General features: G+C 40.8%; 22 protein-coding genes. 4 read left to right on the top strand and 18 right to left on the bottom strand.

Annotation, left to right across the window (positions count from 1 at the left end; genetic code table 11):
• Positions 1–48: 48 nt before the first annotated feature.
• Both CD03_RS36070 and CD03_RS33430 read right to left on the bottom strand, forming a co-directional pair.
• The gene (locus CD03_RS36070) at positions 49–993 is read right to left on the bottom strand and encodes an SGNH/GDSL hydrolase family protein (RefSeq protein ID WP_052377788.1); all 945 of its coding nucleotides are present in this window, start codon (positions 991–993) and stop codon (positions 49–51) included.
• Between the two features lie 32 nt (positions 994–1,025).
• On the bottom strand, positions 1,026–2,336 hold the full coding sequence (locus CD03_RS33430; RefSeq protein ID WP_052377787.1) for a DUF1002 domain-containing protein: 1,311 nt from the start codon (positions 2,334–2,336) through the stop codon (positions 1,026–1,028).
• A 245-nt stretch (positions 2,337–2,581) separates the two neighbouring features.
• Here CD03_RS33430 and CD03_RS0113165 point away from each other — a divergent pair, with 245 nt between their 5' ends.
• Positions 2,582–3,073 (top strand): QueT transporter family protein, encoded by a 492-nt coding sequence (locus tag CD03_RS0113165; protein ID WP_027294049.1) that lies wholly within the window; start codon positions 2,582–2,584, stop codon positions 3,071–3,073.
• A gap of 73 nt (positions 3,074–3,146) precedes the next feature.
• Here the strand turns inward: CD03_RS0113165 and gnpA are convergent, their stop codons facing one another.
• From gnpA to CD03_RS0113140, 5 genes are all read right to left on the bottom strand, one after another.
• Positions 3,147–5,303, bottom strand: coding sequence for a 1,3-beta-galactosyl-N-acetylhexosamine phosphorylase (gene gnpA, locus CD03_RS0113160; RefSeq protein WP_027294048.1), 2,157 nt, complete (start codon positions 5,301–5,303; stop codon positions 3,147–3,149).
• A 40-nt stretch (positions 5,304–5,343) separates the two neighbouring features.
• Complete coding sequence (locus CD03_RS0113155) at positions 5,344–5,523, bottom strand: DUF6903 family protein (RefSeq protein ID WP_027294047.1); 180 nt, start codon at positions 5,521–5,523, stop codon at positions 5,344–5,346.
• Positions 5,524–5,536: 13 nt separating this feature from the next.
• Positions 5,537–6,421 carry a carbohydrate ABC transporter permease gene (locus CD03_RS0113150; protein WP_027294046.1) on the bottom strand — a complete coding sequence of 295 codons (885 nt, stop codon included), beginning with the start codon at positions 6,419–6,421 and terminating at the stop codon, positions 5,537–5,539.
• Positions 6,422–6,435: 14 nt separating this feature from the next.
• Complete coding sequence (locus CD03_RS0113145; protein ID WP_027294045.1) at positions 6,436–7,335, bottom strand: carbohydrate ABC transporter permease; 900 nt, start codon at positions 7,333–7,335, stop codon at positions 6,436–6,438.
• Positions 7,336–7,432: 97 nt separating this feature from the next.
• Complete coding sequence (locus CD03_RS0113140) at positions 7,433–8,887, bottom strand: carbohydrate ABC transporter substrate-binding protein (protein ID WP_044289362.1); 1,455 nt, start codon at positions 8,885–8,887, stop codon at positions 7,433–7,435.
• Between the two features lie 382 nt (positions 8,888–9,269).
• On the opposite strand from CD03_RS0113140, the gene CD03_RS0113135 reads away from it, so the two are divergent.
• Entirely contained in the window at positions 9,270–10,118 is an 849-nt protein-coding gene (locus CD03_RS0113135) for an AraC family transcriptional regulator (protein ID WP_242849091.1), read from the top strand.
• 621 nt (positions 10,119–10,739) lie between these two features.
• Here CD03_RS0113135 and CD03_RS0113130 read toward each other — a convergent pair.
• The 3 genes from CD03_RS0113130 to CD03_RS33420 all read right to left on the bottom strand — a co-directional run bounded on the left by CD03_RS0113130 (position 10,740) and on the right by CD03_RS33420 (position 14,519).
• Positions 10,740–12,119, bottom strand: coding sequence for an ABC transporter permease (locus CD03_RS0113130; protein WP_027294042.1), 1,380 nt, complete (start codon positions 12,117–12,119; stop codon positions 10,740–10,742).
• Positions 12,120–12,136: 17 nt separating this feature from the next.
• Entirely contained in the window at positions 12,137–13,735 is a 1,599-nt protein-coding gene (locus tag CD03_RS36065) for a GGIII-like transmembrane region-containing protein (RefSeq protein ID WP_304413415.1), read from the bottom strand.
• Between the two features lie 70 nt (positions 13,736–13,805).
• Entirely contained in the window at positions 13,806–14,519 is a 714-nt protein-coding gene (locus tag CD03_RS33420; protein ID WP_044289361.1) for an ABC transporter ATP-binding protein, read from the bottom strand.
• A gap of 228 nt (positions 14,520–14,747) precedes the next feature.
• Here CD03_RS33420 and CD03_RS0113110 point away from each other — a divergent pair, with 228 nt between their 5' ends.
• The gene (locus CD03_RS0113110) at positions 14,748–15,443 is read left to right on the top strand and encodes a response regulator transcription factor (RefSeq protein WP_027294040.1); all 696 of its coding nucleotides are present in this window, start codon (positions 14,748–14,750) and stop codon (positions 15,441–15,443) included.
• On the top strand, positions 15,436–16,824 hold the full coding sequence (locus tag CD03_RS36060) for a HAMP domain-containing sensor histidine kinase (RefSeq protein WP_052377786.1): 1,389 nt from the start codon (positions 15,436–15,438) through the stop codon (positions 16,822–16,824). Before CD03_RS0113110 ends, CD03_RS36060 begins: the two co-directional genes overlap by 8 nt.
• 76 nt (positions 16,825–16,900) lie before the next feature.
• Here the strand turns inward: CD03_RS36060 and CD03_RS0113100 are convergent, their stop codons facing one another.
• The 8 genes from CD03_RS0113100 to CD03_RS0113065 form a co-directional block, all read right to left on the bottom strand.
• On the bottom strand, positions 16,901–17,248 hold the full coding sequence (locus CD03_RS0113100) for a TIGR04076 family protein (protein WP_027294039.1): 348 nt from the start codon (positions 17,246–17,248) through the stop codon (positions 16,901–16,903).
• Between the two features lie 108 nt (positions 17,249–17,356).
• Positions 17,357–17,689 (bottom strand): ribosome silencing factor, encoded by a 333-nt coding sequence (gene rsfS / locus CD03_RS0113095; RefSeq protein ID WP_044289966.1) that lies wholly within the window; start codon positions 17,687–17,689, stop codon positions 17,357–17,359.
• 22 nt (positions 17,690–17,711) lie between these two features.
• Positions 17,712–18,320, bottom strand: a complete 609-nt coding sequence (yqeK, locus tag CD03_RS0113090) for a bis(5'-nucleosyl)-tetraphosphatase (symmetrical) YqeK (RefSeq protein ID WP_027294037.1) — start codon at positions 18,318–18,320, stop codon at positions 17,712–17,714.
• Positions 18,313–18,948 carry a nicotinate-nucleotide adenylyltransferase gene (gene nadD / locus CD03_RS0113085; protein WP_027294036.1) on the bottom strand — a complete coding sequence of 212 codons (636 nt, stop codon included), beginning with the start codon at positions 18,946–18,948 and terminating at the stop codon, positions 18,313–18,315. Before nadD ends, yqeK begins: the two co-directional genes overlap by 8 nt.
• Before the next feature lie 18 nt (positions 18,949–18,966).
• Positions 18,967–19,260, bottom strand: a complete 294-nt coding sequence (yhbY, locus tag CD03_RS0113080) for a ribosome assembly RNA-binding protein YhbY (RefSeq protein WP_027294035.1) — start codon at positions 19,258–19,260, stop codon at positions 18,967–18,969.
• Between the two features lie 70 nt (positions 19,261–19,330).
• On the bottom strand, positions 19,331–20,623 hold the full coding sequence (gene obgE / locus CD03_RS0113075; protein WP_027294034.1) for a GTPase ObgE: 1,293 nt from the start codon (positions 20,621–20,623) through the stop codon (positions 19,331–19,333).
• Between the two features lie 62 nt (positions 20,624–20,685).
• Entirely contained in the window at positions 20,686–20,973 is a 288-nt protein-coding gene (rpmA, locus tag CD03_RS0113070) for a 50S ribosomal protein L27 (protein ID WP_027294033.1), read from the bottom strand.
• Positions 20,974–20,977: 4 nt separating this feature from the next.
• On the bottom strand, positions 20,978–21,301 hold the full coding sequence (locus tag CD03_RS0113065; RefSeq protein WP_027294032.1) for a ribosomal-processing cysteine protease Prp: 324 nt from the start codon (positions 21,299–21,301) through the stop codon (positions 20,978–20,980).
• Positions 21,302–21,304: the final 3 nt, after the last annotated feature.

Here is a 21,304-nt window from a genome sequence, read left to right as displayed (position 1 = left end):
TTTCTCAGACTCAGATACATAATTAGAAAGATTGCAGACTTATTTTATTCAGGGAACCCGCAGCTGTCTTAAACAATAATTTAAAATAGCAGCGTAGGTGGATGCGTCATAATGAAGGCCATCCGCTGTTCCATATCCATTCTCAATTAAATATTTATAAGTATCAATATATCCTATTTTTTGTGAAAGTGTTGCTGTCATCGTACTATTAAATTGTTCTACTGCGGCATTTGTCACACTGCCGCCATAACCATCCACAACCGGATTAACAGACATAAAATACACATCTGCTCCTGCGCCAACCCAACCGTCAATTTTACTATTTAAATATCCAGCATAATCACCCGGCCGGTAAACATCATTTACACCAAGATTTATGACGATCGCACAATTTGGTACAATGCTGGCATCTATCACCGGTGCAGCTTCCGATACCAGCCAGTCATAACCCATGCTGACCTCGCAGATCCACTGACATAAAGGATGATTCGCAGCCGAACTCATACCTACAAATCTGGAATCTCCAACCATGATAACCTTATCGTATACCTGAAGCTGATCTCTTGAAAATTCCGACTCTGCTGTCTCTTTTTTCCCCGTTCCTTCGGTGTTTTCAGCATTTTCAGCATCGCCGGTCTGTTTACTTTCTTCCTCATCTTCCTGACGCAGTACTAACTGGGGACCTTCCTCTTTTATGGCTTCATCCAACTCTTCTTTTGTCTGAATACCAAGTTCCGTACTGAGATCAAAAGGAAGTGGACTGCCTTCATCAGTATCTGGACTTTTTTCTGATATTTCCACTGGTTTTGCAGATGCCTGAGGTATAATGATCGTATTTTTTATTATTAAATCTAGATTCGCTTTTGTTTCTATTCCTGTTCCAAACCGGAGATTAAACGGAAGGTCACTTGCCCAGACAGTCATTGAATTTTGATACATTCCTGCTGAGAAAACAATCATAAATGTAACAGCTAAATGGATTCTTTTTTTCATAAATAAACGCCCCTGATCCTAAAATTTAATTATTATTGAAACAATCCTTTTATCCAATTGATAAATTTATCAATTAAGTTTTCTGCCTTTGCAGCAGTATCTGATTCTGATGAAGATTCCGTCTGATCCGCAGCATTTATACTGCCTGGTTCATTTTCTTCCGGAGTAATTTCAGTACCGGTCTGGCTATCCATACTTTCGGAATCTGCCGGATTTTCTATTGTACTATTCTCAGTCGTTTCCATGTTTGTTTCCATACTATTTGTCTGAATTTCTGATGCATTTACCGTCTCTGTTTGTGATGCTGAGTCTGTTTCCAAGACCGCTCCTGATTCAGTTTTTTTCGTTTCATTTTCTCCCTCAGTTGTTGGATTTGCCTGATCATTTGTGGCATCTCCTACAACATCTCCAAGTATAGAATCATTGGTGTTGTTTAGAATATTATCCGGTGCAAGCGTCTCGGATTCCTGATTATTTTCTTCTTTATCAAACAAATTTGAAAAGAAATTTTTTATAGAATCCCATAACTTTGAAAAGAAGTTCTTTTGTTCCTCCGATGCATTATCCAGGGCATCTTTTACATTATTTTCCACCCTGTTTAAAGTATCTTTTAGGGATTCATAGTCATAATCCTGTGCACCGATTTTTTCCATCAGGGAAGTAAGAGATGCAACCTGTTCTCCGGTAAGTGTAACAGAAGCTTCACTTGCTGCCTTTTCAACAATCCCTTTTATTTCCTCCGGACTGGTTACTTCACCTTTGATCACTTCCATTTTTACACCATTGATCAACTGGATAGCTTTATCTTTTCCGATCGTATCACCAAGCTCTCCGGTCTGAATCAGTTCATCCGTGGCAAGCTGCTTTTTTTCTTCGCTTAATGTGCCATCGGAAGCTTTTTCATACGCTTTTAAAATTCCAGTCAATGCTCCTGTACCCGATACTTCGATGGGGCATGCCGCAACCACATTACAATTTGTAACGCCGGCTGTTGTCAGAGTAGATGCAATCATATTACTGGTAACCCAGGTCAGATTTGCTGTTTTTACCTGTATTCCGCCGGAAGTTGTCGGTTCAATATAGGCACAGCTGTAAGTCCTTGTCCCAATTACCTCTTCGGAAGCAATCCCTTCCAGATACTGGCGCTCTTCTGTATTATTTACTTCGATTACCTCAACCGCATTTTTCTCTACTCCAAAGTATTTAAACATCGTATCTTTTTGTTCCTGAGACAGATTCGCTCCAAGAGTCACCACCTTACTGCTGTCTGCAAAGGCAGTGATCGATACCAGACAAGACAGGCAAAATGCCGCCACTGTCATTTTCAATAATTTTTTCTTCACGTTTCTCCTCCAATCCGAGATTTAGAATCCCTGCATCTTGATAAAGCACTTCAGACACGAACTGGTCTGTCTGCTTACAGATGTCCATTATTGTACCATATTTTGTGAATTTTTACTATCATCTGGTTTATTCTTAAGTTTTCCATAATAAAATTAACTTTTATTTTACCTTCAAAAGAGTTATAATACTTACCATAATGAGTTCGAAACCTTCCTCATTTAAAACAAAACTAAAGGAGAAAATTATGAGAAACAAAAAAGTATTATTTATGGCACAGGCGTCCATAATTGCTGCGATCTATGTAGTGTTGACAGTCCTGTTTGCCCCATTCGGATTTGCCAGCATCCAGATCCGGATATCAGAGGCGCTGACAATCCTGCCTTTTTTTACTCCGGCTGCAATTCCGGGATTATTTATTGGATGTATATTTGGTAATCTGATCAGCGGTGCAATTCCCATCGATATTGTGTGCGGCAGCTTTGCAACACTAATTGCAGCATACTGTTCTTATTTGCTCCGACGCAGAAAATATCTGGTTGTGCTTCCACCGATTATTGCCAATACTTTGGTTGTGCCTTTTGTCCTTTATTATGGATACGGCATCAATTTACCAATTCCACTGATGATGCTTACAGTGGGAATCGGAGAAGTTCTCTCGTGTGCAGTCCTGGGACTTATTGTACTTAACGTGCTGGATAACTATAAACATATTATTTTTCGAAAATGGGTAAGTTGAATCTGTTACAGTTTTCATGCCAATAGTCATGGAAAATACATAAAAAGAGCCTGAATGGGCTCTTTTTATGTGCTTAAATCTTATACCATTTTATTTCGTTCGCTTCCATACTAAGGTTGAAGCTGCTTCCGTCTCCACGGTAAACAACGGTTTCCTGTGGTTCATATGTGTTGTTGACCACGCAGTATTTACCATTTTTTATGTAAGCATGAACCTCAACATTATAATTCGTACTAAACCAATTATGGATATTTTCTTCATCATGGGTACTCCATAAGATTGAGCGGTAGAGCATACGGCTGTTTTCAAAGCTGTAAGGAAGTCCGCTGATATAAACGGCACGTCCCTTTCCGAATTCATTGACTGCCAGCTGCACTTCTTTTTCCCGCTGAACAAGTACCTGGGTTCCTTCCAGTGCGAACATATTTTTCTTGCCTTCGCCAAAATCAATCACTTCTCCGGAATCTTCCATAATAAAATGTTTGTGGTTTTCCCAGTTATATTTATCATAGCCAAGGGTGAATCCCCGTTCTTCTTCTACACCGAACACATTTGCCAATTGAATGAAACGTCCATTTTCCTGATGGGCAGTAGGTTCGCCAACACCGATAATACCGCCGCCATTGTGTACAAACTTTTTAATACTGGCAGCAATTTCCGGATCGCACCACCATTCACCGCCGGTATGTGCTGTATCTGCATCGCCTACGTTCAGAATCACATCAATATCATTGAGAATCCCGGGATTTTCTTTGATATCCTGGAAACTAATGAACTTTACGTCAAATGGTGCACCAGCCAATGCCTCGATTACACCGGCATACGAATAATTCTGTTTGTAGTAAAGTGCATGATGAACCATATGACATCCCCAGGCTCTCATTTTACCCCAGCAGTTTAAGACTGCAACTTTTTTAATACAATAAGGAACTGTGCCTTTGATATTTTCATAAAGTGTCCTGAATTCTTCGCAGACATCCTCTACATAATCGACAAATTCCGGAAATTCCAGCGCCAGTTTCAGATATCCGCCATAACCGATACGGTCAACAGGCTTTCTTAAAATAGCACGTCTTGCAGTTACCCAGCCTTCTTTTGCTTCCTTTACAGGATCTTTTCCTTCACAAAAAGTGTCCGGGAAGAAGTATGGCAAAAGTCTGCCTTCTGTATATTTTACACCCTCAATATCACTGATCAGGCGAAGGGTGGAACCATTTCCAACACTTCCTACCACCGCATCCAGTCCCAAAGACTTGAATTCTTCCATAAATGGTTCTGTTCCAATCCAGTGGTCTCCTAAGAACATCATTGCTTCTTTCCCGCATTCATGGGTAAGTTCTACCATTTCTTTTACAATTTTGGCAACTTCCCTTCTCTGGAATGCCTGGAAATCCTGGAATTCCTTTGTGGGTATGCGGTATTGGTTATTATAATAACCCTGATCGATAATATATTCCGGGCGGAACGGGTATCCCATTTCCTTTTCAAACTGTTCCAGAATATATGGACTCACCGATGCGGAATAGCCATACCAGTCTACATATTTTTCTCTGGCCAGTTCATCAAATACTAAGGTGAACTGATGAAAAAATGTAGTGAATCGAAGTACATTTACGTAAGGATGGTCCTCGATAAACTTTTTAAGTCTGTCTAAAGTATAGGCATGAGTCTTTGGCTGTCTTACATCAAAAGTAATCTGATGTTCTACATCCTTCCAGTCATTCGTTACTGCATTATACATATGTACCGGATCCCACATGATATAAGCCAGAAAACTAACCGTATAATCATGGAACGGAACTGCCTTAAGTGTCACATCTCCAGTTGCTTCATCATAGCTCCAGGCATCTGTCGAAACTGCTTCGCCAGTAGTTCGGTCAATTACTTCCCACCAGCGTTTGATATCATCCCTGCAATTGGGTGTCAGCATATCCGGATATAATCCTTTCATCAGATGAATGGATAATTGATTTTCTTTTGCTGTATAAAACGGTGTCATCAGATACATCTGCTGTATCTCTTCCGGATTTGCCATCGCCCAGCTATTATCTTTACGGGTCGTATAATAAGTAGAGTAAATTTTAGCATCCACATCACGAAGTTCTGCCGGGAAATCTGTACCGTCACAATCCCGGATCGCATCTGCTCCCCAGCGTTTCATAACTTTTAGAGTTTCCGGAATTACATCTATGTCGGTTGGTATCGTAACACGACCTTGCTTTTGGTTCATATAAAAAGTCCTCCTAAATTATCCGGAGCCTGCGCCCCGTTTATTTATATTTTCTGTTATAAAGCCAAAGTAAGAAAACCAGCCCTGCCAGACCCACCAGCATCATACACAACCAGGGTGCGCCTACATTTTTCTGCCCGATCACAATCAGTGATACGCAGACTACAAATATAATGAAGACTATTATGCCGGTGATTACTTTTTTTGTTGTTTCATTCATAATATTATCCCCCTTATCCTTTCAGGCCGCCAAGTGTCATTCCCTGGGTCAGCTTCTTCTGGACGCACATATAGAGAACCAGTGTCGGAATCATAACAATTACAAGTCCGGCATACATCTGGCCATACTCAACTGCTGATTTCTGAGCCGCCATAAGGTTCATAAGGCCCACAGGCAGAGTCTTGATCTCCGGCTTAGTAAGCAATGTCATAGAAATAATATATTCATTCCAGAATGCAAGGAAGTTAAATAAGATGACGGTTACAACACTTGGTTTTGCCATGGGCATGATAACCTGTACCATGGTGCGGCAGTAGCCGGCGCCATCCACATAAGCAGCTTCTTCATAATCCTTTGCCAGTGATTTAAAATATCCAGACAGAAGGTAAATGGTAAAAGGAAGTGCTGTAGCTGCATAAACGATCGATAAAATAAACAGATTATTCAGGAAAAACGGATGTCCTAAGATTCCGCGGGCTATCTTATCTCCATTATTCAGCATTAAGAAAATCGGCACTACGATATAGTTAACATTGATAAACAAACCGGCCATAAATATAATATTCCAGAATGCGCTGGATTTAAATTTAAATCTGGCAAGAACATATGCAGCCGGAAGTGCAATCACAACCAAAAGAACAATTGCAACTACGGTAACGATTGCTGAATTTAACATGTAAGACCCCATGTTGGCTTTCTGCCAGGCATCCACAAAGTTTTGCAGATGTATACCTTCCGGTATGGACCATGGATTTCCATAAAACTCAGAATTTTGCTTAATAGAAGCAATAAATACCCAGGCAACCGGAACGATAATTACGATTGCTAATATTGTTAATACAATATAGATGACCGCTTTATAAACTTTTGAACCACTTGATTTCTGATCATTTTTCATTCCAATCCACCTCCTTAAAATTCCAGTTCTTCACGTTTTGTTACCCCATTCAGAATTGCAGCCAGGGCAAATGAGAATAAGAATACCATAACGCCGATTGCCATACCATATCCATAAGATGAATTTGTATATGCCTCCTGGTACATGTAACTCAAAAATACGCTGGATGCTCCATCAGGACCGCCATTTGTCATTGCTCTTACGAACAGGAAACTCATATTGATGGTACTGATGATAAAGAACGTAAGCGTTGTACGAATATTCGTCCAGATCAGCGGAAGTGTAATGGAGAAAAACTGTGTTATGCGTCCTGCTCCTTCCAGGCTGGCAGATTCATATAAGCTCTCCGGTATGTTTGCCATACTGGCCATATACATAACCATGTAGTAACCAATTGCCTGCCACACCATTGCAATCACAATACTGTAAATTACGATTTTTTGATTTCCCAGCCACAATGTTGGATTATCAACGCCTGCCTGTCCTCTGAACAGATTCAAAAAGGAATTTAACAAACCAAGATTCGGATCATAAATCGCTGAGAAAATAGCACTGATAACAACTACGGATAAAATGTTCGGTATGTAGAAAATTACTCTGTAAAAATTTTGTCCTTTAATCTTTTCACGGGATAACATAGCCGCAAAAATCAATGACAGTGAAAAAGTAACGATTGTTACAAGAACAATTAATAATACTGAATTTTGAAATGCCTGATAGAACTTATCGCTCTGAAACAGCTTTTGAAAATTCTGGAGTCCCACAAAAGTTTTATCATCTGTATATCCACCCCATTTAAACATAGACATGCGGAATACGTCAATTGTAGGTATAATCATAAATATTATAAACAGGATTACGGCGGGAGCTAAACAAAAGAATATGAATCTCCCTCTCCCTCTTCTATTTTTCATGGCTTCATCTCCAATTCTAAATTTGCAGCTGTAATACTGCCTGATAAAAAACAGACGGTGAACATTCATTCACCGACTGTTTTTTCGTTTATAAATGTTACTTTAAAGCTGCACGCAGCGCATCGCTGTCTTTTTTCACCTGCTCTACCCATTCATCAACGGTCTTATCACCACTTACCAGTGAGTTGATCGGATCGAAGAATGTAGTACGAACTGTGACACCTTCTACTGGATCTGTAGTTGCAAATGCGTCCATAACAGCAACAGCACCTGTATCGTAGATTGAGTAGTAAAGTTTAGCATCGCCGTCTAATTTGTCTGCCATACCCTGGATTGGCTGAACTGCTCCGCCTTTTTCTGCGAAGATTCCAGCTGCTTCATCTGTATACAGATAAGCAATAAACTGTTTTCCAAGATCCTGGTTTTCTGCTCCCTTAGGCATCCAAACCTGCTCAAAGAATGTGTAAGAAGCGCGTTCTCCACCGTCTTTTACAGCCGGAAGAGCTGTGAATCCCCATTTGAAACCATCTGCACGAGGTGCATCTGCCATTTCACCGATAACCCAGTTACCATTTGGCATAAATAATGCTTTGTTATCCAGAATCATCTGCTGATTCTTACGGAAGTCATTGTCATTTGCATTTGCCGGTGTTGTGCTTTCTGTGTATGTAGCCAGTTTAGCAACAATATCAAATACTTCTTTTGCTTCCGGTGTATCCCAGATACCTTCTTCATAACGAAGTGCTTTCTGGAAATTGTCGTTGCCCATTGCTTCATGCATCAGTGAATAGAAGAATGCATCAAAATATCCTGCTGTAGGGTATGTAAATAATGCAATGCCTTCTGCTTTTGCTTTGTCGCCTAATTCCCACATTTCATCCCATGTTGTAGGAACTGTCCAGCCTTTTTCTTCTAACAGCCCTTCATTATAGAATAATCCGCAAGGACCATAGAACATAGGCATAAGATAAGTTTTGCCATCACCATAAGGATTTGTTATGGAGTTGTCAACGAAACCTGGAAGAATCTTATCACCTACTGTTTTGTCTTCGCCAGGAACTGTCATTGATAAAACATCTGTTAAGTCAACAATATTGTTGTCTTTAATAAAAGTTTCTGTCAACGCAGATTCTCCGCCTACAGGACGCATGATAACATCCGGATAATCACCGGATTTCATTGCTGGTGTAATGATATCTTCTAATTTCTTGTCAATGGTTAATTCAACTGTAACGCCAGGATTTGCTTTTTCGAAAGCTGCACAAACTTCTTTCCACATATCTTGTCCATAAGCTGTTTCTACTGCTGCTACTTTCAGAGTCTGCTCTTCTCCGGCTGCCGCTGTATCAGCTGCCTGCTCGGTATCAGCTGCTTCAGATTTAGCTTCTGTTGCCGCATCTGTTCCTGCCTCAGATTTTGCTTCTGTTGCAGCGGTTGTATCTTTTGCTGCTGATGTGTCAGATGAACTACCACTTCCACACGCTGTAAGACCAAGCGTCATAGCTGCTGCCATAGTCATACAAAGTACTTTTTTTACCTTTTTTGCCTTCATAACATTTTCCTCCTAATAATTTAAATGTTTGATACGTTGCCGCATCATTACTTTGTACATTAAGAATAATCGAAATTACGGGATTTATCAATACATATATTGCTCCATATTTTATATTTATTGCTTTTTACTTCTAAATAAATAAAATACATTTTACACAAGACTTTTTATACTTTATCTCTCTAAAGTTTCAATTCACCCAATATATTGCACAATTTTTTTCTGTTTTATCTGGTTTTATTATTTTATTGTAATAACAAAAGACATCTGATATAATCATTATATCTAAATTGGATTTTTTTCATTAGCGCAATATAACTAATATTATAGGAAAATTTTTTTAACATTCGACAGAAAACGACAGAAAAATCCCCATAACTATATGAATTGGAAGGGAGAAAATATGGGAAATACACGCTATCAACTGACAGAATCAGGACATGAAAAAATGCCGGTAAAACTGCTGTATGTAACTTCTGCCCGCTATGAAGGAGACTGGCCGAGCATTAAACATTCTCACTATTTCACGGAACTATTCTATGTACGAAAGGGTGCCGGCAATTTTATTGTTGAAGATAAATCCTTTCCCATTATAAAAGATGATCTGGTAATAATCAACCCGCATTTGGAACATACAGAAAAATCCCTCGACACCACACCTCTAGAATATGTAATCTTGGGGGTCGAAGGACTTAGTTTTTCTTTTGGCGATAATCAGGAATATACGGTTTTTAACTGTCAGAACAACAAACATAACATGATGTTCTATTTTACCTCTATGCTTCAGGAGATTGAACAGAAGCAAAAAAATTACGAACTGGTTTGTGCGGATCTCCTTGAAGTTTTAATTATTAACCTGATCCGCCATGCAGATTTTGCATTTGAAATCGCTCCTGCCCAGAAAGCAAGCAGGGAATGCAGCCGTATTAAGCGTTATATCGACTCCAACATTTCCGATAACATTACACTGGATACCCTGGCGGAGATGGCTCATCTGAATAAATATTATTTCGCTCACGCTTTTACGGATTCCTACGGACTTTCACCTATTAATTATCTGAGCGAAAAACGGATACAGGCCAGCAAAGAACTGCTTACCGCTACCGATCACAGCATTGCTGAAATTGCCCAGCTGTCCGGTTTTTCTTCTCAGAGTTATTTTGCCCAGAGTTTCCGAAAAGCCTGTGGGATGAGCGCCGGAGACTACCGCAAGATGATGAAGAAAACATAAATTTCCAATTATTCAGTATATTGATTTTCTGCTAAGCAGCCTGCATTCAAGCTTCCAGAAATGATTGAAAATCCTTAAGTTAATGACATTGGTTCATAGACCTAACTGGCTGTAGTGCTGTAACCAAAGATATATGTAGTAGAATGAAGAAACAAGCTGCAGTGAGAAGATCAGCTGCTTTATGCATTTTATATGATCTATGCCAATAACGTCCGGCATGCCACAACCCCGGGGGTCCACCATGCTGAGAAACCAGCTTTGTGGCGACAACCTGCATCCCGGAAAGAGAAGGGGGCGCACCATGGCAGGCGTTTGGAAGGCGTATAGCAGATCTGAGCATTTACTTACCTTGCCGGAGTGTTTTTTGGCGGATAGTATTCGACTGGCTCCCATCGGATACTAAGCGGGCACTGAACCGAGAAATGCATCAGGATTTCTCGGTGAATGCCCGCGTGCCGCCAAAAAGCGCTCCGGGAAGGTTAGAAAATGCCAGTTCTGCGGTAAGCCTTCCAAACGCCTGCCATGGTCCGCCCCCTTCTCTTTCCGCGCACTACACCTATCTACAAAGCGTCCCCTTAATCAGCTAAACCCAAATTCAAGATAAAATTGTTCGCTGTAGTCCTAATACTTCATCGCTTCTAACGCTGATATCTTTACTGCCTTATTCGCGGGATAATAGCCTGCGATAACACCGATCAGAGTGGAGAACAGCATTGAGAACCCAGCCAGCCACAATGGGATTACCGAGGTCCTGCTGCCTTTTTCCATCAAAAGATTTACCAGGGCATCAAATGAGGTAAATACAAAATGCTGGGCAGACATATTCATAATTACGGATACGGCAAAGCTTACCAGTATTCCAATGATTCCTCCCAGGAGTCCGATGATTGCAGCTTCCATAAGGAACATACTTTTAATATCGCTGATAAAGCAGCCCAGGGATTTCATTATACCGATTTCCCTGGTTCGCTCGGTAATAGACATAATCATGGTATTTGCAATACCAATTGCAGCAACCAGCAGGGAAATAGCTCCCAGGCCGCCCAGCATAAACTGTTTCTGCCTGGCTTCCTTAGCCATAGGTTCCCTTATGCTTTCCATTGAGCTGGTCTGAAACCCCATGTCTTTAATCGTTTGCTCTACTTTTCCCACTTCTTCAACATTGTCCGTCTGAACCATAACCTGGGTAAATTCCGGCGCTGCTTTTACTTTTTTATTTTTTGTCAACAGTTTTTGAATTGCCTGAAGGTCTTTCAGCTTCATAATCAATCCTCCGGAGGTCTCTTCTCCTTTTCCAAAGTCCTCTTTCATGATCCCGCTGATTTTAAGTACGGCCAGCTCTTTGTACTTTTTAGTTTCTTCTCCTTGCGGACTATCCATATCGGAAGAAGGGGCATTCCCGGATGTCTCCTGTTCCATTAAAAAACTAATTTCTTCTTTCAGGGGTTCAAAATAAGGCTTCGCCTCGGGATTGGTCCAGTAATCTACCATATTGCTGCCGTCCGGTCTTTTCGTATCCGCAAACTGATAGGCAAATGCAGACCCTGCCAGAACTTCATAAGGTTTCTTTCCCGGATAATCCCCTTCCTTCAAACGATATCCCAGCTTTTCAATTGCATCCTCCGGCATTCCGATAATACTGATTCCCTGTCCCTGATACCGATGATTTTTCCCGGTGGCAATGAGCGTATTCTCACTGGTTAAACTTACTTTAGGTGCCGCCAGAACTACGTGTTCTATAGCCTGAAGGCTTTTCACCGCTTTCTCGTCCAGCTTTAATTTCCCTTTTTGATTACCAGGTGTGGGCATCACTGTAATCATGGTCAGATCTCCCATTTCCGAAAGCATCTTCTCCTGAGACTCTTTCATGCCTATACCAATTGATATCATTATGATAATAGCACAGCAGCCAATGACGACCCCCGAAACGGTCAGAAAAGTTCTTCCTTTTCTCCGATAGAGGTTTCTGGCACACATCCGAAGTTTATCATACATTTTCATTCTATTGAAACCTCCGTTTATTCATCATCATCCTGCTCCTCGAACTCTTCGTACAGAAATGCTTTCTTTCGCTTCCTTTTCTTCACAACCGCAATGACAATGATCAGAATCAGTATGAGTCCTCCGGCTCCTGCTGCGTAAGAAAGCATATTTGTACCGCCTTCCGGTGGAAGTTCCTCTCCCATTGCGGCTTCCTCTCCAAAGTTCATATCTCCTGCCGGATCTTGCGGCTCCAGCACATTAATGGGTACCGCTATATTTATAGTTCTTGATTTATTTGCAGAATCCTCATATTTAATTTTGACCTGAAGCTCCTGTTTTCCGATATTCTGGGGAGTTATAAGAAAGTCAATGGTGCCGTTGGAACCGGATTCAAAATTCCCCAGATACTTATAGTTTTCCGTTGTTTCCACATCCCCTTCCAGAGAAGCCTCTACATTGTAAACGGCACTTTTGCCTTTATTTACATAGGGAAGACTTAAAGTAGCTTCCGCAAATTGATGCATTTCTTCCTGGCTCTGGGGCACATTCACCTTGAGTCTGTCCGGCTGTATAACCGGAATAGAGAGCTTTTCTGCGGATGTTGCCTGGGTGCGGGTTTTGTCATGCACGTACTCATACTTAAAACTAATATCCACTTTCGAATTTTCAGGCTTTCCATTTGCCAGTGCTTTGATGGTAACTTCCTTTTCCATTACCCCTCCCGGCCCTATTTTATCTATGTAAAAGGAGTTGGATGAATCGGTAATTGCAAGTGCATCCCCCAGTTCCAGAGACATAATCATATTTTCAGCCGCCGTTATGGAACTGGTATTCTTTATCTGCAATTTCAAATGAAATTCTTTTCCTGCAGTTACTTTTTTCCCATACTCATATTTGCTTACGATTATATTGGGAACCGGCGTATCGATATTTTTTTTATCATCTGACGGAGCCGGCTGCCCGCCAAAAGAATCTCCTGATCCGGATCCTTCCAATGGGTTGAAAACTTCCTGGCTATCATTTGGCTCTTCTGTTCCCTGTCTTTTTGATACTACCGTGGGAATCATGATTTTTTCCACTTTCTGCTCATGGATCATACCTTCTGTTGTTTGGTAATCGTATTCAAGCGTTACGGTAATGGTCTGGACTTCAGATTGAATCTCCTCTGCTGTTTTCAGATGCAGTTTACAGCTCTTTTGGCTTTGCGCCCCTACTTTTCCTACGTCCAGCGAACCGGTAAGTTCCTGGGACAAAAGCCCTTCTCCTGTTTCAACGCTTAATCGGGCATTTTCTATCGGCAGCTCTTTGCTTTTATTTTCCACTATCAGAACTGTCTGAAATGATTTTCCCGCTTTGATCGGCTTTTTTATTTCTCTTCTGCTGATCCTGATTACAGGTGGGGAGACTGCAGGAATATTTTCTCCCTTTGTTTCATCGGTAACTGGCTCTGTAATCCCTTCTGCAGATGTTTCTGTACTGTTTGCCCCTTCACTGCCTGATGATTCAGCAACCGGCGGCTTCTCAGGCGGATTTGCTGCCTCTTTGGCTTCACTTATAATACCGGGATACCCCATGGCAATGCTGATTATCAACCCCCAGATACCGATCTTCTTTAAATATTTCTTTAAATTCATTCCCTTCACCTTTTAACCTCCTGATTATTTTCTCATAATTAATCTTTGTATTACTTTTAGTCACGTTTTCTTAAGCATTTTTAATACCGGGGTCTTTCTGAACCGCCGTATCTTTCACAATATCCCCATCGATTAAAGTTACTATACGGTCAGCATACTTTGCCATTTCCGGGTCATGGGTGACCAGTACAATTGTCTGATTGTATTTATGAGCCATACCGACAATCATGTTCATTACCTCTGCCGTTGTTTTGGTATCCAGATTTCCAGTTGGTTCATCTGCAAATATTACTTCCGGATGGGTAACAAACGCCCTGGCTATCCCCACACGCTGCTGCTGGCCTCCGGACATCTGTGAGGGATAATGCGCACCTCTTTTGCCCAGACCAACCTTATTCAACAGCTGCATTGCCCTGTGCATCCGTTTATCCATCTCTACCCCGCGGAACACCAGGGGCAGAGCTACATTTTCAAGTGCCGTTAAATTAGGCAGTAAATTATACGCCTGAAAAATAAATCCAATATGCAGCTGACGAAACGCAGCCATGTTTTTTTCACTTAGCTTCGTAATTGAAGTATTTTTAATAAAAATTTCGCCTTTTGTGGGTTTTTCAAATCCTGCAAGATGATTCAGCAGTGTACTTTTTCCAGAACCGGAAGTACCAAAAATACAGCAAATTTCCCCTTTATGAATAGAGAGGTTAATTTTTTTAAGAGCGACTACCTTTTCATTTCCTACGATATATTGTTTACGGATATTTGATACTCTGATAATTTCTTCCATTTTGTCCTGCGCCTATTACAGGCTTACCTGCAATACTGCCGCTTCCTCCTCCTTATTACTGTTCAGAAACCAGAATAACAGGAAAATTTTAAAAAATAACAGCAGATTTAGTGAAGAAATATGAAGATTAAAAAGATAAGATACTCCCAGATCCGATTTCATGGTACAATAATATTACTTCGGGTATCTGTTTATATGAAAGGTATCCTGTAACAGAGGAGGTAATACATGAACAAGTTGCAAAAAATTATGATTGCAGACGATGATGCTGAAATCCGGGAAGTAATCCGTATTTTATTAGAAGGGGAAGGATATCAGGTTATTGAAGCGGCAAATGGGAAAGAAGCCATAGAGATGATGGAAAGTTCCATTGTTTTGATTATATTAGACGTAATGATGCCCGGATGTTCCGGGATTATCGCCTGTAATGAAATCCGCAAAGAACATATGGTTCCTATTTTATTTCTGACCGCTAAGTCAAAAGAAGAAGATATTGTGATCGGTTTTTCTGCAGGCGCTGATGATTATCTTGTAAAACCATTTTCTTACACTGAGCTGCTCTCCAGAGTAAAGGCATTAATCCGCAGATACTGCATCTACATGGGACAGGATACCAAAAGCCTGGGACATATTTATCTCCAGGATATAGAAATCGATATGGATGCTCAGCGAGTGACAAAATCCGGAAAGGAAATTACATTGACGGATCTGGAATATCAGATTCTGGCACTCCTTGCTACTCATCGGAAAAAGATTTTTTCCGCTCAGAATATATATGAAAGCGTATGGAAGGAGCCTTATTATTCCTTTTCCAGCAATACGGTCGCCGTCCATATCCGAAACCTGAGAAAGAAACTGGAAGATGATATACAGAATCCGCACTATATACAAAACGTTTGGGGAAGGGGTTATCGCATTGTCTAAAATCAAGAATATTTTTTCTAAGAAATTAGCCAGAGAGCTGGTGCTCGCTGTTACCGTTTCTTTGCTGATCGCCTACCTGGCATACGAACCGCTTTCTGGATTTGGATATTATCTGCTGGATAAAACACTTATGTCTCCCTCCTATGTAAAACGTACAGAAGAAGATTTCGTCCAGAAACTGCAGAGTTTTATTGATGAAAATGAGATTACATCCAAAGAAATTTCTCAGATACACAAATGGATGAAAGAACAGGGTAATACTTCTATATCTTTTTACTATAAAGATTATGAAATATTCAATTCTGATTTTGGTGCGGTTCCTCCGGAAGGAGACAGTCTGGAAAATTATTTTAACCAGTATATTAAAAACAATTTTACAGAACCGGTACAGGAACAGGGGGATATTCCCATGTATCAAATAACTTTTTCGGACCATATCACGCTGGATACCCAGGTTTTTTGCTACTTTTATGTGAAGTATTATGTGGTGCTGTACTATGCCTGCCTCTTTCTCTGCTTTTTGATTTTCCTGCTGCTTTTCTTATTTTTCATCCACAGGAAAATCCAATATATTAACAAACTCGCAGAAGATCTTGAAATCTTAGAAGGTGGGGATCTGAATTATAAAGTCCGGGAAAACGGCTGTGACGAGCTCTACCGCCTGGCGGTGGGCATCAATCAGATGCGGAAGTCTATTATCGAGCGGGATGAAAATGAACAGGCTGTAAAAGAAGCACACCAAAAGCTGATTACCGCCATGTCCCATGATCTGCGCACTCCCCTGACCTCCCTGATCGGATATGTGGAATTGCTGATTCTGGGCAGATACCAAAACCAGGACCAGCTGCACAACTTTTTAGGGCATATTAAAAATAAAGCCTATAAGATTAAGCAATTATCAGATAAATTATTTGAATACTTTCTGGTATCCGAACGAGGGGAAGAAGCATATCAAAAAGAACTGATCCCTACGATCAATTTGATTACCGGTCTGTCAGACGATCAGTTATTTACACTGGAAAGTGAAGGCTTTGAAATTGAATCCCAGTTTGATCTGGATTCCCTGAAGAGCAACTGCTATCTGGACATTGAATATGTACAGAGAACCCTGGATAACATTTTATCCAATATTCATAAGTATGCCGATGCCAGCTACCCGCTGCATGTTATTTCCAGAGAAAAAGACGGATACTTTGTACTTGAATTTCATAATAGAATTGAGGAAGATCTGTCCGCACACGAAAGTACCGGAATCGGTATTAAGACATGTGAGCGGATTATGCACATTCACGGAGGATATTTTGAATGCTACAAAGACGGGATCTGGTTTATCAGCAGAATTAAAATGCCTGTAATTTCTAAAAGCACTTCATCCGAATAAACAAAACAGAACACCCCTGCATTTTTACGCGCCATATGCGGCACTAAAATCCAGCAGGGGTGTTCTGAACTAAAAATCAATCGTAAAATTTCCCTTTATAAAAATTCTCATTTCCAAGCTTCTTTGCAGTCAGCCGGAACATAACGCAGCCATCTGGGCAAACAATATCCTTGCTGTATTTATCATTACCGCCGATGTTCTCTAAATCTCCACCGCTTCTGACAGCTTCCATGATTGGATATAACATCATCATTACTTTTGAACAAATTCCCTGTCCATCCCCATTTACAGGGCATCCATAGGTACAGGTATATTTATCTCCTATTTCCTCGCCATTTCGGCAATACCGCTCTGTATGGTCGCTGCGTAGAAATCCTGTTACCTCAATCTCAAATTCGTATTCTTCATCATACCATTTTTTCATTTATAGACCCTTTCTATTTTTAATTATACTGCCTGATAGACAGTGATATTGCTGCATAGCAGAAATGCACCGTATTCTGCTAAAATACGATGCACAGCCATTCTATTATTATAATTCTTCTACTGAAATGCTCTTGCCATCTCTCCAGATTCTCTCCAGATCGTAGAATAAACGATTTTCCGAATCAAATACATGAATGATAATATCACCATAATCCAGCAGAATCCAGTTTGCTGTCTGGTAACCCTCTACCTGCTTTGCCTGATATCCTGCTTTGCCCAGGGCTTCTTCTACGTTATCTACTAACGCCTGCACCTGATTTTTATTAGTTCCGCTGGTAATGATAAAATAATCAGCCAATACGGATACTTCTTCAATATTGATGACCTTCAAATCCTCTGCCTTTTTTTCTTCTAAAGCAGCACATGCGATTTTAGCCATTTGTTTTGACTTGTTTTCCAAATTATTTTCCCTCCTGTCTCATTATTTGCTTTTCTCTGTTAACTTCTTTATAATACTCAAAAGCTCTCTCTGTCATTGGGTCCAGTACATTTTTTGTAGACCTCAGATACGAAAGGGTGTCCCGTAAAATGATATACAGAGCTTCATCAATGTCAGAAAATGCCATTTTCCTTGTCAATTCCAGATTCTGGGCTTTGTAACGCCACGGCTCTATATAATCCGCTATATAGACGATTTTCTCCAAAAGAGACATGCCTGGCCTTCCTGTGGTATGATATGCAATGGCATTTAAAATATCCAGGTCTGTAATCTTATACTTTTCTTGCGCGATCTGTGCTCCTGCTTTTGCATGAAGTAAATATGGATTTTCCCGTTCTGCATCCGATATGGGAATCCTGTTCTTTTCGCAGATACTGATTTTTTTCTCGTTGGGAATACATTTCGCACAATCGTGCAGCAATCCGGCTGCCTGTGCTTTTCTCACATCCTCCCCATAACGCATTGCCAGTGCGGCACTGGTGTACATAACGCCCTGGGTATGGGTAAAACGATCTTCATCCAGATATTTTTTCAGCTTATCCTGCATTTTTAAAATATTGAATTCACTCATTTTCTTCACACTCCTGATACATGCAATGCTCTTCAATATATTGTATTACTTCGTCAGGAACATAATACTTAATTGATTTGCCCCTGCAGATCCAGTTTCGGATCGTACCGGATGAAATATCAATATTTGGAGTATCCAGCTTTTCTATTTTAGCTTGAAAGAGCTCTTTTAAATAATCAATCTGGCGGTTTAATTTCTCCGGTTTCACATGGTCTCTTACCGCTACTACAAGGGTACAGAGGCGGCAGATATCTTCCGGCTCTTTCCATGTTTCAAAAGTAAACAGGGAATCGGCTCCCATAATAAAGTAATAATCTGTATCGGGGTTCTCCTTCACCAGACGGCTAAGCGTCTCCCTGGTATAGGTATAACCCTCGTCATGTGTCTCTGCCATAGAAAGTTCAAAATGCGGATTACTGCTGACTGCCCGGGAAACCATTGCCACCCGCTGTGCTGTTGTCGCACGCCCCTGGCGCTCCTGCTTGTGAGGAGGATTGCCGGAGGGCATAAACAGCACATAATCCAGGTCAAACTGCAGATATGCGTTTTCTCCCAGAATCAGATGTCCGATATGGATCGGGTCAAAAGTTCCGCCCATGATACCAACTTTTTTACGTCGCTGCTTCATTCTTTGAATTCCCCGCTTTTATAAAGGAAGTTGAATCTTTTTCTTTTCGTCTTTTCCTTCTTTATAAAGTACAATTTTCTTTCCGATAACCTGTACTACCTGTGAACGGGTACGCTCCGCTACCATAGATGCCAGCTCTTTCGGATCGTCCATACAATTCTGAAGGACATTAATCTTTATTAATTCTCTTGCTTCCAGGGCTTCTTTGATCGCCTGGGTATTTTCTGGTGTAAGACTGGATTTTCCAATCTGGAAAATAGAATCCATAGTCATTGCCAGACCTTTTAAATACGCACGTTGCTTACTTGTCATCTTTCCCTCCGATACGGATGCCTGGTAATCACGTTATCCGGGCACATGTATCCTCTTTATCTATATAAAATTATTTATAGTAATCAAACTGCAGTCCATACATACGCACGGTGTCGCCTTCTTCAATGCCTGCAGCTTCTAATTCATTCAATATGCCGGTATCTTTTAAGAACTTCTGGAAGAATGCAAAGCCTTTTTCCGACTCCAGATTGGTATAACCCAGCATTTTTTCAATTTTCGGTCCTTCTACAATGTAGGTATGCTCTTCCTCCGTAGATTTTTCTACCGTATATGGAAGATTCTCAGTCATATTAAATTGATCCGGGAAAAATTCCTGTTCAAATACCATCGGAGTTTCCGGCACCGTATCTAACAGTTCCCGTACATAATACAATAACTCTTTCAAACCTTTTCCGCTGACTGCGGATATGGCAAACACCTTAATTCCCTGAGGTTCGAATTCATCCCTGATCTTCTGAACAGGATCTTCATCACCCTCAAAAATGGCATCTATTTTATTTGCCGCAATCACCTGAGGCCTTGCTGCAATTTCTTCATTATAAGCTTTTAATTCTTCGTTGATTTTATAGATATCTTCGATTGGATCACGTCCTTCTGTGGATGCTGCATCTACCATATGGATCATCACTTTTGTACGTTCAATATGACGTAAAAACTCATGTCCAAGACCAACACCTTCGGAAGCACCTTCAATCAACCCCGGTATATCTGCAATTACATATCCTTTTCCACCGTCCAGGTCTACTACTCCCAGATTGGGATTTAAGGTTGTAAAGTGATAATTGGCAATCTTAGGTCTCGCATTCGTAACGCGGGATAACAACGTAGACTTTCCTACGTTTGGAAATCCAACCAGTCCCACATCTGCAATCACCTTTAATTCCAGATTCACCATAAGTTCCTGAGCCGGCTGTCCCGGCTGTGCATATTTTGGTACCTGCATAGTGGGTGTGGCAAAATTCATATTGCCAAGTCCGCCTTTTCCGCCCTTTAAAATAACCTGCCTGCGGTTATCTCCGGACATATCTGCAATTACCTTATTGCTTTCAGCCTCTTTTATTACCGTACCTTCCGGAACCTTCAGTATCAAATCACTGCCGTTGCCTCCATGGCAGCGTTTCTTTCCGCCCTGCTCACCGTCCTGCGCACTGAACTTGCGTTTATGGCGGTAGTCTGCCAGCGTATTCAAGCCTTCGTCTACTTCAAAAATAATATTTCCGCCTTTTCCGCCGTTTCCTCCGTCAGGACCGCCGTTGGCAACATATAATTCTCTTCGAAAGCTTACATGGCCGTCCCCGCCTTTACCAGAACGTATGGATATTTTTGCTCTGTCTGCGAACATTTCCATTCACCTTCTTTCTAAAAAAATAGGCTTCAAACCAATTTGATTTGAAGCCACCTTTACTATTCTGCTGATACTGGAACGATAGAAACTTGTTTCTTATCTCTTCCTTTTCTTTGGAATCTTACAACACCATCAACTAAAGCGAATAAAGTATCATCTCCACCACGTCCAACGTTAACACCTGGGTGAATTTTAGTTCCACGCTGTCTGTAAAGAATATTTCCAGCTTTTACAAATTGTCCGTCAGCTCTTTTCGCGCCTAATCTCTTAGATTCGGAATCTCTACCATTTTTAGTAGAACCAACTCCCTTTTTATGAGCGAAAATTTGAAGGTTCATTTTTAACATAGTCTTACACCTCCTTGAATATAATCTTGATATATTCGTTACCGTAATTATTTTGGATATCCTTTAAACCAAGAATCATCGAATCCAGCAAGAGCTTCGTCTCTTTTGAAACTGCACCTTCCAAGATCAACTCTACCAAGCCGTCATCATCCTGCCTTACGGCGAATTTATCCTCAGTAAACTGCTCTATGGAATTAATTGCATTCACAGTCAGTACAGATACGGCAGCACAGATAATATCCTGTCCTTCTTCCCCGTAACCCGCATGGCCTTTGGCTACAAATCCTCTATATACTTCTGAACTCTTATAAACTGTGATTTTAATCATTGA

The sequence above is a fragment of the Robinsoniella sp. KNHs210 genome, from assembly GCF_000686105.1.
Taxonomy (GTDB): domain Bacteria; phylum Bacillota; class Clostridia; order Lachnospirales; family Lachnospiraceae; genus Robinsoniella; species Robinsoniella peoriensis.
The sequence above is the reverse complement of the archived record's forward strand: the minus strand, read 5'-3'. Positions and strand labels throughout refer to the sequence as shown.